The following is a 16,350-nucleotide window of genomic DNA, read 5'->3' as shown; positions in this document are numbered from 1 at the left end:
CGGCCCGCTCACCACGGCCGGTCGACGCCACCGCCCGAGCCGTCGCCGTCCTCGCCCTCCTCCTCGCTCTCGGAGCCGCCGCCCTCGCCCTGGTTGCGCTCCTCGAGCTCCTGCTGGCGGTCCTGCTCCTCCTGCTGTTGCTGCTGCTCCTGCTCCTCCTGGGACTGCTCGCCCTGCTCGCCGTCGCCGTCCTGGGAGTTCGGGTTCAGCTGGTCGCCCAGGTCCTCGGCCTCACCGGCCTGGTCCTGCAGGTCCTGCGCCTGGTCCTCGGCCTCCTGCTGCTCGGAGTCCGAACGCTGGTCGTCGCAGGACGGGTCCAACAGTGCGTCGGCGGCCGCCAGGTAGCTGGTCTGCGCCTGCTCGGTCAGCGACTGGCCGGAGTCGACCAGCTCGCCGAGCGTGCGGTCGCCCCACTCGGGGTCCTCGGGCAGCGGCTCCCCGGCCCCGCGCAGCCGGGACAGCTCGGCGATCCACACCGCGTACTGACCGGCCTCGGCCATCGCCTCGTCGCCGACCCCGGACAGCGCCACCGCCCGGTTGGTCTGCACGTCGCAGCGGGCCTCCTCCGGGGCCAACCGCAGCGCGCGGTCGAGGGAGTAGAGCGCCAGGCGGGCGGACTGGCCGTCGGCCAGCCGGGCGGTGCCCTCGTCGAACGGGGCCTTCCACTGCTCCATCGGCGCCCACTGGTCCAGCCAGGCGAAGGTGGTGGCCCCGCGCCCCTCGTCGCCGTCCCGGTAGGCCGACACCGCCGACTGCGCCGACAGCGTCATGCCGAGCAGAGTGGCGGAGGCCACCAGCGCCGGTGCCCAGAGGAAGGCGGACCAGCCGATCAGCGCACCGCGGGACGGCCGGCGGTCACGCGGCGGCAGCAGACGGCGGCGCTCACGGCGGGGGCGGCGGCTCATCGGTCTCCTCCTCCGGTGACGAGGGGTTCGGGTCGATCGGCCGGCTCGGCGGAGGCGGGGGAGCTGCTGCGGGACCGGCGGTGCAGCGGCACCCAGCCTCGCACCAGCAGCCACGCCTCCACCAGCAGGATCAGGGCCAGCGCGATCGCCGCGGGCCAGACCACCGGGTTCCAGATCATGATCCGCCGTCCCTCGGCGCGCAGTTCGCTCTCCCCCTGCACGTCACCGACCAGGGCGGTCAGCTGGGCCTGGTCCGGGCCCACCCGGTGCACGTAGGGGATGCCGAGCTCGGAGGCCACGGTCTGCAGCGCGGCCTCGTCGATCACCGACACCGCCTCCGCACCGGCGGAGTCCAGGATGTAGCCGCTGCCGTCGTCCTTCATCATCCGGCCGCCCTCGGTGGTGCCGTAGCCGAGCACCGCGCCGCCGTCGACCAGGTCGGCCATCGACGCGTAGGACGGCACCTCCTCGTCGTCGGTGGACTCGCCGTCGGAGAGGAAGAACACCAGGCGGACGTGGTTCGGCTGGGCGTCGGCGGCATTCTGCAACGCCTCCGCCAGCAGGTCCACCGGGCGGCCGACGTTCGAGCCCCGCGACTGCGCGGTGGGCTCCTGGCGCAGGGTGTCGGCCCAGCTGCCGACCGCCTGGCCGTCGCTGCTCAGCGGGAGCTGGCGGGTGGCGGAGGAGTCCCAGGACAGGATCGAGTAGCGGGCGCCGGGCACGGCCTCGACCAGGGCGGGCAGGTCCTGCTTCACCCCGGACAGGCGGGTGCTGCCGTCCACGTAGTCCTCGGCCACCATCGACCCGGTGCGGTCGACGACCAGGAAAACGTCGACCCCCACGCCGACCTCCTGGCTGTTCGGCCGGCCGACCGAGGGACCGGCGCCGATCACGGCCAGCGCCAGCACCGCCACCGCGCGCAGCACCCAGTGGCCGGTGCCGCCGACGGTGAGCCCGCGGCCCCCGCCGGAGGACCCGCCGGACCGGCGTTGCACGAAGGCCTGCCAGACGCAGAACGCCAGCAGGGGGAGCAGCAGCACGATCAGCGCCGCCACCGGGAGCAGGGGCCGCAGCGTCATGACCTCACCCGCCACTGCAGCACCCAGAAGCCGGCCAGCGCGAGCACCAGCCCGAGGAACCAGGTCCGGGGGGTGTCGGTGATCCGGATCTCCGGGTCGGCGTCCAGCACCGCGGTCTGCTGCTGCACCACCTCGTCCAGGATGCCGTCGATCGCCGCCGCGTCGTCCGCGAACCAGGTGTGCCCGCCCGCATCGGTGATCAGCGAGGTGAACTCGATCTCCAGCGCACTGCCGCGCAGCTCGGCCGGACCGCCGTACAGGCCGAACAGGGTGATCTCCCGCTCGGAGGTGAGGTCGATCGCCTGGGACAGCGAGTACACCGGGTCGCCCATCAGCTCGTTGTCCGTGACCAGGATGATCGACCGGGACCGCTGGTCGTCCTCCTGGTCGAACAGCAGACCGCAGGAGGCCAGGCCGTCGCCGATCAGGGACGCCTGGTCCCCGCCGAGGTTGATCGTGCCGTCGGTCCAGCGCTCGTAGGCGTCCAGGGCGTCCATCGAGTAGAAGCCGCCGGACACGCCGTCCAGCACCTGGGCGCCCTGCTCGATCTCGTCCAGGGCGATCGGGTAGTCGTCCGTGAGCGGGAAGACCGTGCGGCTGGTCGAGTTGAAGATCGACAGCCCGACCCGCTCGCCACGGAAGTTCTCGATCAGCTCGGTGAAGCTGTTCAGCACGGCGGCGTCGTAGTCGACCATCGACCCGGAGACGTCCAGGCAGATCACGATGTCCCGGGTGCCGAGCCGCTCCGAGATGGTCTGCTGGTGCATCGGCCGCGCGATCAGCACCGCGGAGCAGGCCAGCGCGAGCGCCAGCGCCCCGGCCCCCGCCGCGCGCAGCCAGACGTACCGGCGCAGCGCGGAGCGGACCTCCGGGATCACGTCCAGGTCGGCGGTCGCGGCCACCCAGCGGGAGCGGCCCGCGCGGCGCGCGCCCCGGCGCCACCACGCGATCCCGGCCACCGCCAGCGCCACCACCGCCACGATCGCCAGCGCCCAGGGCCAGACGAGTCCGGAGCTCACCATCGGCTGATCACCTCCCGGGCGCGGTCCACGGCGGTGTGCGCCGAGTCCGGGGTGGCGCCCGGCGCGGAGAACGCGGGGTCGAGCAGCGCGGCGACCAGCTCACCGGCACCACCGGTCCAGCCCAGACGGCGCAGCTCGGTGGCGGTCAGCGGCTCGGCCTTCACCCCGCGGCGGACGCTGGCGAACTCGCGGAGCACCGCGGCGACCTCCAGCGCGGCCACCCGGGGCTCGACCTGCTCGGCGCGCAGCCGCTCGGCGATCTCGTCCAGGTCGGCCAGCCGCCGGGACCGGGCGCCCGCGTAGGGATCGGTCGAGGTCCCCCCGGCCAGCGGGTCGGCGGACTCCGGGGACTCCGCCCGGCCGTCGGCACGTCGGCGCCCGAGCCGCCAGGCGGTGACCAGCCAGGCCACCACCAGGACCAGGACGACGACCGGACCCCACAGCCACACCGGGCCGTAGGTCAGCGGATCGAGCAGGTCATCGGTTCCCACGACGCCTCCGATCCAGGGCGGTGGCCAGCGCGGTGATCGCGTGCTCGGTGTCGAAGACGGTCGCCTGGGGCACGCCGAGCCGGCGCAGCATCCCGTCGCGCAGTGCGGTCTGCTCGGCGCGGTGCCGGCCGAGCGCCTCCCGCGCCTTGCGGTGGCCGCGCAGCACGCCGGGCACCGCCCAGCCGTCCAGCACGTCCTGGGAGGGCGCGGCCTGCGGGTCCAGCGGGTCGGCGTCGGCGACCACCAGCGCCACCACCCGGTGCCGCCCGCCGAGCAGCCGGGTGATCGTGGGCGCCTGCGCCGGGGTGAGCGCGGCCGCGTCGGTGACCAGCACGATCAGCGCCGGGGTCCGGGACAGCGCGCGCACCCGGTGCAGCACCCGCCCGAAGTCCGGCGCGGGGCCCTCCGTGGTCAGCACCTCGTCCAGCCGGCGCAGCATCAGCTCCAGATTCGCCCGCCCGCTGCGGGGCGGGACCCGGACGAGCCGTTCGGCGTCCCCGGCGATCAGGCCGACCGGGTCGCCCCGGTCCAGCGCCAGGGTGCCGACGATCCCGGCCAGGTGCCGGGCGATGTCCGCCTTGGTCTCGCCCGAGGCGCCGGTCGCGGCCATCGTGCGTCCGGAGTCGACCACCAGCAGCACCGGGGCGGACGCGTCGCGCTGGAACCGCTTGATCACCGGCACGCCGGTCCGGGCCGAGGACTTCCAGTCGATGTCCCCGACGTCGTCGCCCGGGGTGTAGAGCGTCAGGTCGTCGAAGTCCTGGCCGTGGCCCTGCAGGGTGGAGGCGTGCAGGCCGTCGCGCAGGCTGGTGGCGCGCCGGAGCGTGGGCAGGCTCAGGACTGCCCTGGCCTGCTCCACCCGTGCGGCCACCGCGTCCAGCGGCGACCCCTCCTGCTCGGTCATCGCGCGCTCAGGGCGTGGGCACCGCGGCGAAGACGGCGTCGATCAGGCTCTCCGCGGAGACCCCGTCGACCAGGGCGTCCAGCGTGCGCACCAGCCGGTGCCGGAGCACCGAGTGCCGCAGCGCCTTCACGTCCTCCGGGATCACGTACGCCCGGCCGGCCAGCACCGCCAGCGACTGCGCGATCTGCATCAGCGCGATCGACCCGCGCGGGCTCGCGCCCACCCGGACATGCCGCTGCAGCCCGGCGATCGGGGCCGGGCCGCCGCCCCGCGTGGTGGCCACCAGCGCCACGATGTACCGGCGGATCGCGTCGTCCACGTACACCCGGCGGGTCAGATCCTGCAGGAAGCGCACGTCCTCCAACGACACCGGGTTGCCGGTCATCGGCGCGGACTGGGCCCCGGAGGAGATCCGGCCCAGCACCTCGATCTCCTCCGGCGGCGCCGGGTAGTCCAGCACCTCCTTCAGCAGGAAGCGGTCCATCTGGGCCTCGGGCAGCACATAGGTGCCCTCCTCCTCGATCGGGTTCTGGGTGGCCAGCACCACGAACGGCCGGGGCAGCGGGTGCACCTCCCCGCCGATCGAGGTCTGGCGCTCCTGCATCGCCTCCAGCATCGCGGACTGGGTCTTCGCGCTGGACCGGTTGATCTCGTCCATCAGCACGACGTTGGCGTGCACCGGGCCCAGCTGGGTGCTGAACGTGCCGGTGGAGTAGTTGAGGATCTGGGTGCCGACGATGTCGTTCGGCATCAGGTCCGGCGTGCACTGGATCCGGTGGAAGCTGCCGGAGATGGACGCGGCGAGCGCCTGGGCGGCGGTGGTCTTGGCCAGACCCGGCACCGACTCGAGCAGGATGTGCCCGCCCGCCATCACCGTGCAGAGCAGGGCGGTGCGCAGATTGCGCTGACCGACCACCCGCTGGTCGAAGAAGCTGCCGATCTGCCCCACGAGCACCTGGGCGTGCTGCAGCTCCCGCTCGCTGATCCGGGTGTCCCCGTCGGTCATGGGTGGCCTTCCTGTGTGCCGGCTCGGTACATCGCCGCGGGTCAGTATGTCCTGCCCGGGTACCGGCCGCGTGGCCGACGGGTGGTGCGAGCGGGTGGAAGGGCACTCGATCGGGTGCTGCCGGGCGGCCCCCTCAGGCCTCCGGGATGACCCGGTCCAGCATCTCCGGGGGCATGTGGCGGTCCGGGTCCGGGCCGGTGCGCCGACCGGTGTCCAACCCGTCGATCCGGGCCAGCTCGTCCGCGGACAGGGTCAGGTGCAGATCGATGTTCTGCCGGATCCGGTCCGGGTTCGTCGACTTGGGGATCGCCGACCGGCCCTGCTGCAGATGCCACTGCAGCATCACCTGGGCGGGGCTCACCCCGTGGGACGCCGTGATGCCGGTCAGCTCCGGGTCGTCCAGCACCGAGCGGCGGTCCTCGCCCCAGCCCGGGTAGAACGTGATCCCGCCGATCGGCGACCACGCCTGGGTCAGGATGCCGCGCTCGGCGTGCACCGCCTGGAGCTCCGGCTGCCGGAAGTACGGGTGCAGCTCCACCTGGTTCACGGCCGGGACCACGGTGGACCGTTCGGCCAGCCGGTCCAGGTGCGTCACGGTGAAGTTGCTGACCCCGATCGCCCGGACCCGGCCCGCCGCGTAGACCTCCTCCAGGGCCAGGTATGCCTCGATCGTCCGGTCGAAGTGGTCCGCCAGCGGCTGATGCAGGATCAGCAGGTCGATCACGTCCACGCCGAGCTTGGCGGTCGCCTTGTCGACGGCGTGCAGCGTGCGCTCGCGGCCGTAGTCGCTGACCCAGATCTTGGTCTCGACCACGATCTCCTCGCGGGGGACCCCGGAGGCGACGATGCCCTGCCCCACCTCGCGCTCGTTGCCGTAGGCGGCGGCGGTGTCCAGGTGGCGGTAGCCGGCGCGCAACGCGGTCTCGACCGCGGCGGAGGTCTCCTCGGGGGCGCTCTGGTACACGCCCAGTCCGAGGGCGGGGAGGGTGACGCCGTTGTTCAGGGTGAGGGTGGGGATCTCGGTCATGGCACCGACGCTAGGCCCGTGCCGACCGGGGCACAGCCCGGGAGGGAGGCCCTGTCAGTGCCCCCCGACCCGCACCACCAACGCCCCCGGGTCGACCCGGGCGGAGAGCTCGGTGACCTCGCCGATCACGTCACCGTCCACCTGCACGTACTCGCCGCCGTCGATCCGGATGTGCACCTCACGGGCGCGGGCGTGGTCGATCCGGCCGATCTTGGCCGGCAGCTGCGGGGTGACGCCGACGCCCTGGAGCACGACCTCGCCGAACAGCTGCGCCCAGCCCGCGACGCCGCCCCGGGTGTCGATGGCGGCGATGTCCAGCCAGCCGTCGTCCAGCTCGGCGTCGGGGAGCAGGGTGATGCCGCCGGGCAGACGACCGCAGTTGCCGATCAGCAGGCTGCGCACCCGGGCCGGCTCGCCGTCGCTGTCGTCCAGCCGGACGGTGGTGCGCAGGCGACGACCGTGCAGGTGCTTGATCCCGGCCACGAAGTAGGCGATCCAGCCGACCTTCGCCTTCAGGTCGTCGTCGGCGTCGGCGACCATCGCGGCGTCGAACCCGACCCCGGCGATCACCAGGAAGATGTGGTCGCGCGGGAGGTCGGAGTCGTCCGGGCGGTCGTCGTCGGCCTCGGCGACGTCGTCGGAGACGTTCGACTCGAACTTGAGCACCCGGAGCCAGCCGACGTCGATGGTCCGGTCCACGCCGTCCACCGCGAGCTGGAACGCCGCCAGCGGGTCGCCGATCGGGATGTCCAGGTTGCGGGCCAGCAGGTTGCCGGTGCCGACCGGGACCAGGCCCATCGGGACGCCGGTGCCGACCAGCCCCTCCGCCACCGCGCGGACCGTCCCGTCGCCGCCGAGCGCCACCACCAGGTCCGCGCCGCGCTCCAGCGCCTGCCGGGTCTGGCCGAGACCCGGGTCGTCCGGCGTGGTCTCCAGCCACAACGGCTCGGGCAGGTACTGCTCCGCGCAGGCGCGCCGCAGCTGCGGGCGCAGGTCGGTGACACCGGTCTTGGACGGGTTGGCGACGAAGGCGACCAGCGGCCGGGACGGCGTCTCGTGCTCGGGCGCGGTGACGGTGGCGCGGAACGGTGCCCGGGCCGGGAGGGCCGATCGTCGGGTCGTCAGTGCGATCACCAGTGCGACGACCGCCACGACGAGCGCGGCGGTGGCCAACCATCCCTCCCAGGTCATGGGCCTGAATCTACGCACATCCGACGTTTCCCGCCCGCGGCCTGTGGACAACGGTTGAGCTCCGCCGCCGGCTTAGTAGGCTCGCCTGGTGATCGATCTCAAGCTGTTGCGTCAGGATCCCGACGTCGTCCGTGCCAGCCAGGTGGCGCGCGGTGACGACCCGGGCCTGGTGGACCAGGTGCTGGACGCGGACGCCCGCCGTCGCGCCGCGCTCACCGACTTCGAGAACCAGCGGGCCGAGCAGAAGTCGCTCGGCAAGCTGGTCGCCTCCGCGCAGGGGGAGGAGAAGCAGGAGCTGCTGGCCCGGGCGAAGTCGCTGGCCGAGCGGGTCAAGGCGCTGCAGTCCGACGCCGACGAGGCCGAGGCACTGGCGACCGAGCTGTCCCGGCGGATCGGCAACGTCGTGGCCGAGGGCGTGCCCGCCGGTGGTGAGGACGACTACGTGGTGCTGCGGCACGAGGGCGTCCCGCGTGACTTCGGCGCCGAGTACGGCGGCGACTTCCGGGTGCGCGACCACCTGGAGCTGGGCGAGGGCCTGGCCGCGATCGACACCGAGCGCGGCGCCAAGGTCTCCGGCGCCCGGTTCTACTACCTGACCGGCATCGGCGCCCGCCTGGAGCTGGCGCTGCTCAACGCCGCCGTCGACCGCGCGCTGGCGGCCGGGTTCACCCCGGTGATCACCCCGACCCTGGTCAAGCCGGAGATCATGGCCGGGACCGGGTTCCTCGGCGCGCACGCCGACGAGATCTACCGGCTGGAGGCCGACGACCTGTACCTGGTCGGCACCAGCGAGGTGGCGCTCGCGGGCTACCACTCGGGCGAGATCATCGACCTGTCGGACGGTCCGAAGCGCTACGCGGGCTGGTCGGCCTGCTACCGCCGGGAGGCCGGCTCCTACGGCAAGGACACCCGCGGCATCATCCGGGTGCACCAGTTCCACAAGGTGGAGGCGTTCAGCTACACCACCGTCGAGGACGCCGCGGCGGAGCACCAGCGCATCCTCGGCTGGGAGGAGCAGATGCTCGCCCTGGCCGACCTGCCCTACCGGGTGATCGACACCGCCGCGGGCGACCTCGGCTCCAGTGCGGCCCGCAAGTTCGACTGCGAGGCGTGGCTGCCCAGCCAGCAGCGCTACCTGGAGCTCACCAGCACCTCGAACTGCACCACCTTCCAGGCCCGCCGCCTGGGGGTCCGGGAGCGGACCGCCGACGGCGAGGTCCGCCCGGTCGCCACCCTCAACGGGACGCTGGCGACCACCCGATGGATCGTGGCCATCCTGGAGAACCACCAGCAGGCCGACGGCTCGGTGCGGGTGCCGGAAGGACTGCGTCCCTACCTCGGCGGCCTGGAGCTGCTGGAGCCCACCGGAGGAGCATCGCGATGACCCACCCGCGCACCGTGGCCGGGACCCTGGTCGCCCTGGACGTCGACGGCACGTTGATGACGTACGACGGGGTGATCTCCGACGCGGTGCGCGAGACGGTGTCCGCGCTCCAGGCGGGTGGTGCGCACATCGTGCTCGCCACCGGTCGCGGGGTGCGGGCGACCGTGCCGGTCGCGCACGACCTCGGCATCACGACCGGGTGGGCGGTGTCGTCCAACGGCGCCGTCACGTCCCGGCTGGACCCGGAGCTGCCCGGCGGGTACGAGGTGACCCGGCAGATCACCTTCGACCCGGAGCCCGCGCTGCGGGTGCTGCAGTTGGAGCTGCCGGACGCGTTCTTCGCGGTCGAGGACCTCGGGCGCGGGTTCCTGGTGACCCGGGGCTTCCCGGAGGGCGAGCTCACCGGCGATCAGCGGGTCTGCGACTTCGAGGAGCTGGTCTCGCGTCCGGCCACGCGGGTGGTGGTCCGTGACCCGGGCCGCACCCCGGAGGAGTTCCGCGAGCTGGTCCGCCGGGTCGGGCTGCACCAGGTCACCTACGCGGTCGGCTGGTCGGCCTGGCTCGACCTCACCCCGGGCGGGGTGAACAAGGGGTCCGCCCTGGAGGACCTGCGCCGTGACCTGGGCGTGGAGCCGTTCGCGACCGTGGCGGTCGGCGACGGGTCCAATGACGTCGAGATGCTGGACTGGGCGGCCCGCGGGGTCGCGATGGGCCACGCGGGCGAGGACGTCCGGGCGGCGGCGGACGAGGTCACCGGCACGATCGAGGACGACGGACTGGTGGACGTGCTGCGGTCGGTGCTGGCGGAGGGCTGACGTTCGGTGCGGCGTGCCGGACACCACGGGGCGGTGCCCGACGACCAGAAGGGATCGGCGGTCGATCCCCTCACGTGCTCGGCGCGTCCGGGCCGCGGGTCGGCGGATCGGCTCGACCGTCGTCCCGGTACCGCCCGGGGGTGAGGCCGAGCACGGTGCGGAAGTCCGCGGTGAGGTGCGCCTGGTCGCTGTACCCGAGAGCGGCGGCCAGCTCGGCCAGCGACACGGCCGGGTCGGTGCGCAGCCGGGCGGCGGCCTCCTGCAGCCGCCGGCGCCGGATCATGGCCAGCGGCGGGAGCCCGACGTGGCGCGCGGCGAGGCGTTGCACGCTCCGCTCGGAGCGGCCGAGGCGGGCGGCCAGGTCGTCCACCCGCAGGACGGTCGGGTCGGAGTCGATCAGGTCGGCCATCCGGTTGGCGAGCAGGGCGTCGTCGCCCGGTGGGTCCAGGGTCGCGGCCAGTCGGTCGGCGAACGCGGCGACAGCGGCCTCGCGGGGGTGTGCGGAACCCTCCCAGGCGGAGGTCACCGCGGCCGCGAGTCCGGCCGGGCCGTCCCGCTCCCCGTCCCGGAGCGCGCCGGGGTCGTCGGTGAGCGCCGCCAGTCCGGCGGGTCGCAGCAGCGCGCCGACCGCCCATCCCCGCCCGCGCAGCTCACGCACCGATCGGCGGGTGGTGGGGCCGAACAGCGCGCAGTGCCGGTCCTGCACGACCAGGTTCCCGGCCGGGAACGGCAGCACCTCCTGGCGGGAGACCTGCCCGGACTCCAGGTCCCATTCCGGCACCCAGAACCAGCGCACCAGGTCGGCGACCGGCGCCGGTGCGGGCAGCCGGTGGAAGGTGGGCAGCCGGGCCGGGTGCAGGATGCCGCGCCAGTCGTCGGTCAAGGCGTCCCTCCTGTCGGGAATCTTCAAGCCGGCACCGGGACGGCGCCGCAGGCTGCTGCCATGGATGAGACCACAGAGCACGGACAGTCGACGCGGGCCGCCGACGGTGAGCACACGGTCCGGGGCGTGCCCCGAGGACTGACCAGCCTGACCCCGTTCATCGTGGTGCCGCGCGCGCAGGAGGCGATCAGGTTCTACGCCGAGGTCTTCGGCGCCCGGGTGGTAGACGTGACCGAGATGGGCGGCGTGGTGGCGCACGCGGTGCTCGACCTGGGTCACGGGCAGTTCCAGCTCGGTGAGCCGCAGCCGGCCTACGGGCTGGTCCCGGCCCCGGAGGGCGACGACGACTGCTACTCGCTCGGCCTGTACTGCGCGGACTGCGACGACGTGGTGGAGCGGGCGGTCGAGGCCGGGGCGACGGTACGGGAACCGCCGACCACCTTCGTCTCCGGCGACCGGTTCGCGAGCATCCGCGATCCGTTCGGGGTGCGCTGGTCGGTGATGACCCGGGTCGAGGACCTGTCGGAGGAGGAGAGCGCGCGGCGGGTCGCGCAGTGGGCGGCCGAGCAGGGCGCCTGACCCCGGTGGTGGACCCCGTGCGGTCCGACGATGCAGAATCGCCGCCATGGCTCACGGCATCGTCGACGTGGCCCGGGCGGCAGGGGTGTCCACCGCGACCGTCTCCCGCGCGCTGCGCGGCCTGCCCAACGTGCACCAGTCCACCCGCGAACGGGTGCTGCGCGTCGCGGACGAGCTCGGCTACGTGCCGTCCCCGTCGGCGGCCTCGTTGGCGAGCGGGCGGACCCGGACGATCGGTCTGATCTCCCCGTGGGTGTCGCACTGGTTCTTCGCGAACGTGATCGAGGGCGCCGAGCGGGCGCTGCGGGCCGAGGGCTTCGACGCTTTGCTCTACACCTTCGAGGTCGAGCGCGGCACCCGGCGTCTCGCGCTGGACCCCGGGGTGCTGCGGCGCCGGGTGGACGGCGTCCTGGTGGTCGGGCTGCCGCTGGAGCCGCCGGAGATCGCGGCACTGGACGAGCTCGGGTACCCGCTGGTGTTCGTCGGGCCGGGGGCGCCGGAGCACGCGACCGTCGGGCTGGACGACGCCGGCACCGCGCACCGGGCGGTCGCGCACCTGGCGGAGCTCGGTCACCGGGTGGTGGCGCACCTGTCGGGGGAGCCGGACGACGTGCTCGCCTGGTCCCCCGCGGTGCGCCGCGCGCAGGGCTGGCGGGAGGAGGTCACCCGGCGCGGACTGGACGGATCGCCGGAGTTGGAGGTGCACGGGCACTTCGACGTGGCGGGCGGCCGGGCGTCGATGCACCGGCTGCTGGACTCCCGACCGGATGTGACCGCGGTCTTCGCCGCGTCGGACGAGATGGCGATGGGTGCGATCCTCGCGATCCGCGACCGGGGGCTGCGGGTGCCGGAGGACGTGTCGGTGATCGGGGTCGACGGGCACGAGATGTCCGAGCACCTGGGGCTGACCACGCTGGCCCAGGACGCTTACGAGCAGGGCGTCACCGCGGCGACGATGCTGCTGGAGCTGCTCACCGGGTCCCCGGTGCCGCCGGAGGTGGTCTTCCCGACCACGCTGGTCGTGCGGAGCTCCACCGGCCCTGTGACCGAATTGTGACCGCTTTGTCCGGCGATACCGCTTGTGCGGACTCCATGTAAACGCTTGCATGATCCCGATGCACCGAGCGATGAGGCTCGGTGGCCACCACGACGATGTGGAGGAACGCATGACCAGCATCCGTCGGCACCGCAGGAGTGCCGTCATCGCCGGAGGGCTCGGGGTCGCACTGGCCCTGGCGGCCTGTTCCAGCGGCGGGGATTCCGGGGGCGAGGAGTCGTCCAGCGGCTCGACCACCACCGACTGCGCGGACTTCGAGTCCTACGGCGACCTGACCGGCAAGACGGTGACGGTGTACTCCGGCATCGTGGCGCCGGAGGACCAGCCCTACGTCGAGTCCTACCAGCCGTTCGAGGACTGCACCGGCGCGACCGTCGAGTACACCTCGGACAAGAACTTCGAGCAGCAGATCCTGGTGCAGGCCCAGGCGGGCAGCGCGCCGGACATCGCGATCGTGCCGCAGCCCGGGCTGCTGCAGCAGCTGGTCGCCACCGGCAAGGCGGTCGCCGCCCCCGACGAGGTCGCCGCGAACGTCGACGAGTTCTGGGGCGAGGACTGGAAGGCCTACGGCACCGTCGACGGCACGTTCTACGCCGCGCCGTCGGGCGCCAGCGTGAAGTCGCTGGTCTGGTACAACCCGCAGATCTTCGAGGCGAACGGCTGGGAGGTGCCGACCACGCTGGACGAGCTGGCCGACCTGACCGCCACCATCGCCGAGTCCGGCCAGAAGCCCTGGTGCGCGGGCATCGCCTCCGGTGAGGCCACCGGCTGGCCGATCACCGACTGGATGGAGGACATGGTCCTCCGGGTGTCCGACGGCGGTCCGGACGTCTACGACCAGTGGGTCAACCACGAGATCGCCTTCAACTCCGAGGTGCCCACCGCCGCGCTGGACGCGGTCGGCGACTACCTGAAGAACCCGGACTACGTGAACGCGGGCTTCGGCGACGTGAACTCGATCGCCACCACCACGTTCCAGGACGCCGGGCTCGGCATCCCGCAGGGCACCTGCTTCCTGCACCGGATGGCGTCGTTCTACGCCTCGAACTTCCCCACCGACGGGTCGGTGACGGTGGCCGAGGACGGCAACGCCTACGCGTTCTACCTACCGGGCGAGACCGCCGACGACAAGCCGGTGCTCGGTGCCGGTGAGTTCAACCTGGCGTTCTCCGACCGGCCGGAGGTGCAGGCGTTCCAGACCTACCTGTCCACCGACCTGTGGGCGAACACCAAGGCCAAGGCCTCCTCGGAGATCACCTCCGGCGGCTGGATCTCGGCGAACAAGGGCCTGGACGAGGCGAACCTGGTGAACCCGATCGACAAGCTGTCGGTGGAGATCCTCCAGGACCCGAACACGGTCTTCCGCTTCGACGGCTCGGACCAGATGCCCGCCGCCGTCGGGTCCAACGCGTTCTGGAAGCAGGCGACCAACTGGATCACCGGCCAGTCCACCGCGGACACGCTGGACAAGATCGAGGCGGCCTGGCCCGCCTCCTGAGCTGAGCACCACCACCGGCCCGGGCTCCCACGGGGGTCCGGGCCGGTGGCCTCACCCGTCCCCAGACAGCGTCGTCCCGGGAGGCCCACGTGCACCTCGCCGTCGCCGCCACCACCACTGGCGGCAAGCTCCTCACCATGGTGATCGCCCTGCTCGCCTTCGCGGCGGTGGTCGGCATCATCCTGTTCCTCGCCGGGCTCGCCGAGCGGCGTGGCCGCCGGCAGACCGCCTGGCTGTTCCTGGCCCCGACCCTTGTCCTGCTGCTGGTCGGGCTGGTGTACCCCGCGGGCCGCACCGTGGTCCGCTCGCTGTACGACGCCGCCGGGTCGCAGTTCATCGGCCTGCACAACTACCTGACGATCTTCAGCTCGGACGAGCAGCTGGTCGTGCTCCGGAACACGGTGCTCTGGGTGCTGGTCACCCCGTTCGTCGCCACCGTGATCGGGTTGATCTACGCGATCCTGGTGGACGGCGCCCGGGGCGAGTCCTTCGCCAAGGCGCTGATCTTCCTGCCGATGGCGATCTCGTTCGTCGGGGCGTCGATCATCTGGAAGTTCGTCTACGAGTACCGCGACCACATCGAGAACCTGCTCCCCGGGCAGCAACAGATCCCGCAGATCGGTCTGCTGAACCAGGTGATCGTCTGGCTGGGTGGGAAACCTCAGCAGTTCCTGATCGACTCCCCGTGGAACACGTTCTTCCTGATCGTGGTGATGATCTGGATCCAGGCCGGGTTCGCGATGACTATCCTCTCCGCGTCGATCAAGGCGATCCCCGCCGAGATGACCGAGGCGGCCCGGCTGGACGGGGTGGGCGCGTTCGAGATGTTCCGGTTCATCACCCTGCCCGCGATCCGGCCGACCGTGGTGGTCGTGCTGACCACCATCGCCATCGGCTGTCTGAAGGTCTTCGACATCATCCGGACGATGACCGGTGGCTCCTTCGGCACCAGCGTGGTGGCGAACGAGTTCTACACCCAGTCGTTCTCCGCCGGTAACCAGGGCCTCGGCGCCGCGCTCGCGGTGCTGCTGTTCATCCTGGTGGTGCCGATCATCGTCTACAACGTCCGCCAGCTGCGTGCATCGGAGGGTCGCTGATGGCCCAGCTCTCTGTCCCCGTCGTCGCGGACACCCCGGACACCCTGCCCGGGCGTCGCCGTGGCCGCTCCGCCGCCGAGACCGCCCGCAAGCGGCTGACCTCGCCCTGGGCGTCGTTGGCCGCGGTGGTCCTCGCGGTGCTCTGGACGCTGCCCACCTTCGGGCTGTTCGTCACGTCCTTCCGGCCCGAGGCCGACATCAAGAACTCCGGCTGGTGGACGGTCTTCACCGACCCGACGTTCACCCTGGACAACTACCGGACCGTCCTCGGGTCCACCGGCCAGGACAACCTGGCGCCCTACTTCATCAACTCGATCGCGATCACCCTGCCCGCGGTGATCGCCCCCATCCTGATCGCCGCGCTGGCCGCCTATGCGTTCGCGTGGATGCGGTTCCCCGGGAAGAACACCCTGTTCGTGGCGGTGTTCGCCCTCCAGGTGGTGCCGTTGCAGGTCACCCTGCTCCCGCTGCTGGAGCTCTGGGTGGACCTGGGCATCAACCGGACGTTCTGGCCGATCTGGCTGGCGCACACCATGTTCGCCCTGCCGCTCGCGGTGTTCCTGCTGCACAACTTCATGCGGGAGATCCCGGGCGAGCTGATCGAGGCGGCCCGGGTGGACGGCGCCGGGCACGTGACCGTCTTCTTCCGGTTGATGCTGCCCATGCTCAAGCCGGCCCTGGCGGCGTTCGGGATCTACCAGTTCCTCTGGGTGTGGAACGACCTGCTGGTCGGCCTGACCTTCGGCGGGCAGCCGAACGTCAATCCGCTGACCGTGGCGCTGTTCAACCTGACCGGCACCCGGGGGACCGCGTGGCACCTGCTGTCCGCGGGGGCGTTCGTGTCGATCATCGTGCCGGTGGTGGTGTTCGTGGCCCTGCAGCGGTACTTCGTCCGGGGGCTGCTGGCGGGCTCGGTCAAGGGCTGAGCACCTCGGCGCCGACGTCGGCAGTCGGCGCCGAGGTCGGCAGTCCGGGCCGAGATCGGCAGTGCACCTGGGCAGGTCAGGCGCGCACTGCCGACCTCACCACCCGGCCGGGCCGCGGAGTCTGCGTAGGCTGGCCCGGTGCGTGAGCGGACCGGCGGGGTGCTGAGCGCCGGGCGGGTCCCCGCTCCGGTGCTGTTCGTGGCCAGCGGTCTGACCCAGTACGCGGGCGCGGCGCTCGCGGTCGGGCTGTTCGCCGTGATCGCGTCGCCCACGGTGGCCTGGCTGCGGATCGCGGTGGCCGCCGTGGTGCTCATCGCCTGGCGCCGGCCCTGGCGGGCACGGTGGACCCGCCGGTCCCTGCTCACCGCCGCACTGTTCGGCGTGGTGCTGGCCGCGATGAACGTGACGTTCTACCTGGCCATCGACGTGCTGCCGCTGGGCACCGCGGTGGCGATCGAGTTCCTCGGACCGGTCGCCGTGGCCGCG

The 16,350-nt window shown here is 72.6% G+C and carries 16 protein-coding genes and 1 pseudogene; 8 read left to right on the top strand and 9 right to left on the bottom strand.

Going from position 1 to position 16,350, the window contains the following annotated elements; genetic code table 11:
* Positions 1-8: 8 nt before the first annotated feature.
* The 8 genes from OGL89_RS12900 to OGL89_RS12865 form a co-directional block, all read right to left on the bottom strand.
* Complete coding sequence (locus tag OGL89_RS12900; RefSeq protein ID WP_263120557.1) at positions 9-905, bottom strand: hypothetical protein; 897 nt, start codon at positions 903-905, stop codon at positions 9-11.
* Positions 902-1,984, bottom strand: a complete 1,083-nt coding sequence (locus OGL89_RS12895; RefSeq protein ID WP_263120556.1) for a vWA domain-containing protein — start codon at positions 1,982-1,984, stop codon at positions 902-904. The genes OGL89_RS12900 and OGL89_RS12895 overlap by 4 nt, the downstream gene beginning before the upstream one ends.
* Positions 1,981-3,003, bottom strand: coding sequence for a VWA domain-containing protein (locus OGL89_RS12890; RefSeq protein WP_263120555.1), 1,023 nt, complete (start codon positions 3,001-3,003; stop codon positions 1,981-1,983). The genes OGL89_RS12895 and OGL89_RS12890 overlap by 4 nt, the downstream gene beginning before the upstream one ends.
* Positions 3,000-3,497 carry a hypothetical protein gene (locus tag OGL89_RS12885; RefSeq protein ID WP_263120554.1) on the bottom strand — a complete coding sequence of 166 codons (498 nt, stop codon included), beginning with the start codon at positions 3,495-3,497 and terminating at the stop codon, positions 3,000-3,002. The genes OGL89_RS12890 and OGL89_RS12885 overlap by 4 nt, the downstream gene beginning before the upstream one ends.
* Positions 3,484-4,401, bottom strand: coding sequence for a DUF58 domain-containing protein (locus tag OGL89_RS12880; protein ID WP_263120553.1), 918 nt, complete (start codon positions 4,399-4,401; stop codon positions 3,484-3,486). Before OGL89_RS12880 ends, OGL89_RS12885 begins: the two co-directional genes overlap by 14 nt.
* Before the next feature lie 7 nt (positions 4,402-4,408).
* Positions 4,409-5,407, bottom strand: coding sequence for a MoxR family ATPase (locus OGL89_RS12875; RefSeq protein WP_263120552.1), 999 nt, complete (start codon positions 5,405-5,407; stop codon positions 4,409-4,411).
* Between the two features lie 133 nt (positions 5,408-5,540).
* Complete coding sequence (locus OGL89_RS12870) at positions 5,541-6,434, bottom strand: aldo/keto reductase (protein WP_263120551.1); 894 nt, start codon at positions 6,432-6,434, stop codon at positions 5,541-5,543.
* Between the two features lie 54 nt (positions 6,435-6,488).
* Positions 6,489-7,625, bottom strand: coding sequence for a diacylglycerol kinase family protein (locus OGL89_RS12865; protein WP_263120550.1), 1,137 nt, complete (start codon positions 7,623-7,625; stop codon positions 6,489-6,491).
* Between the two features lie 88 nt (positions 7,626-7,713).
* Between OGL89_RS12865 and serS the strand changes: the two genes are divergently transcribed.
* Positions 7,714-9,009 (top strand): serine--tRNA ligase, encoded by a 1,296-nt coding sequence (gene serS / locus OGL89_RS12860; RefSeq protein WP_263120549.1) that lies wholly within the window; start codon positions 7,714-7,716, stop codon positions 9,007-9,009.
* Positions 9,006-9,824, top strand: coding sequence for an HAD hydrolase family protein (locus OGL89_RS12855; RefSeq protein WP_263120548.1), 819 nt, complete (start codon positions 9,006-9,008; stop codon positions 9,822-9,824). The genes serS and OGL89_RS12855 overlap by 4 nt, the downstream gene beginning before the upstream one ends.
* A gap of 70 nt (positions 9,825-9,894) precedes the next feature.
* Here OGL89_RS12855 and OGL89_RS12850 read toward each other — a convergent pair whose 3' ends face one another.
* On the bottom strand, positions 9,895-10,707 hold the full coding sequence (locus OGL89_RS12850; protein ID WP_263120547.1) for a helix-turn-helix domain-containing protein: 813 nt from the start codon (positions 10,705-10,707) through the stop codon (positions 9,895-9,897).
* Between the two features lie 60 nt (positions 10,708-10,767).
* Here OGL89_RS12850 and OGL89_RS12845 point away from each other — a divergent pair, with 60 nt between their 5' ends.
* From OGL89_RS12845 to OGL89_RS12820, 6 genes and pseudogenes are all read left to right on the top strand, one after another.
* Positions 10,768-11,286 (top strand): VOC family protein, encoded by a 519-nt coding sequence (locus OGL89_RS12845; RefSeq protein ID WP_263120546.1) that lies wholly within the window; start codon positions 10,768-10,770, stop codon positions 11,284-11,286.
* Between the two features lie 46 nt (positions 11,287-11,332).
* On the top strand, positions 11,333-12,343 hold the full coding sequence (locus tag OGL89_RS12840; protein ID WP_263120545.1) for a LacI family DNA-binding transcriptional regulator: 1,011 nt from the start codon (positions 11,333-11,335) through the stop codon (positions 12,341-12,343).
* 109 nt (positions 12,344-12,452) lie between these two features.
* Entirely contained in the window at positions 12,453-13,841 is a 1,389-nt protein-coding gene (locus OGL89_RS12835) for an ABC transporter substrate-binding protein (protein ID WP_263120544.1), read from the top strand.
* A 137-nt stretch (positions 13,842-13,978) separates the two neighbouring features.
* Positions 13,979-14,938: a sugar ABC transporter permease gene (locus OGL89_RS12830; protein ID WP_263120565.1), complete on the top strand. Its 960-nt coding sequence runs from the start codon at positions 13,979-13,981 to the stop codon at positions 14,936-14,938.
* Positions 14,938-15,864 carry a carbohydrate ABC transporter permease gene (locus tag OGL89_RS12825; protein ID WP_263120543.1) on the top strand — a complete coding sequence of 309 codons (927 nt, stop codon included), beginning with the start codon at positions 14,938-14,940 and terminating at the stop codon, positions 15,862-15,864. Before OGL89_RS12830 ends, OGL89_RS12825 begins: the two co-directional genes overlap by 1 nt.
* Before the next feature lie 138 nt (positions 15,865-16,002).
* Positions 16,003-16,350: pseudogene (locus OGL89_RS12820) on the top strand (EamA family transporter); the annotation flags it as partial.

Source organism: Cellulomonas sp. RIT-PI-Y (assembly GCF_025642745.1).
Classification (GTDB): domain Bacteria; phylum Actinomycetota; class Actinomycetes; order Actinomycetales; family Cellulomonadaceae; genus Cellulomonas.
Note: the sequence above shows the minus strand (reverse complement) of the source record. Positions and strands in the feature narration are given on the sequence as shown.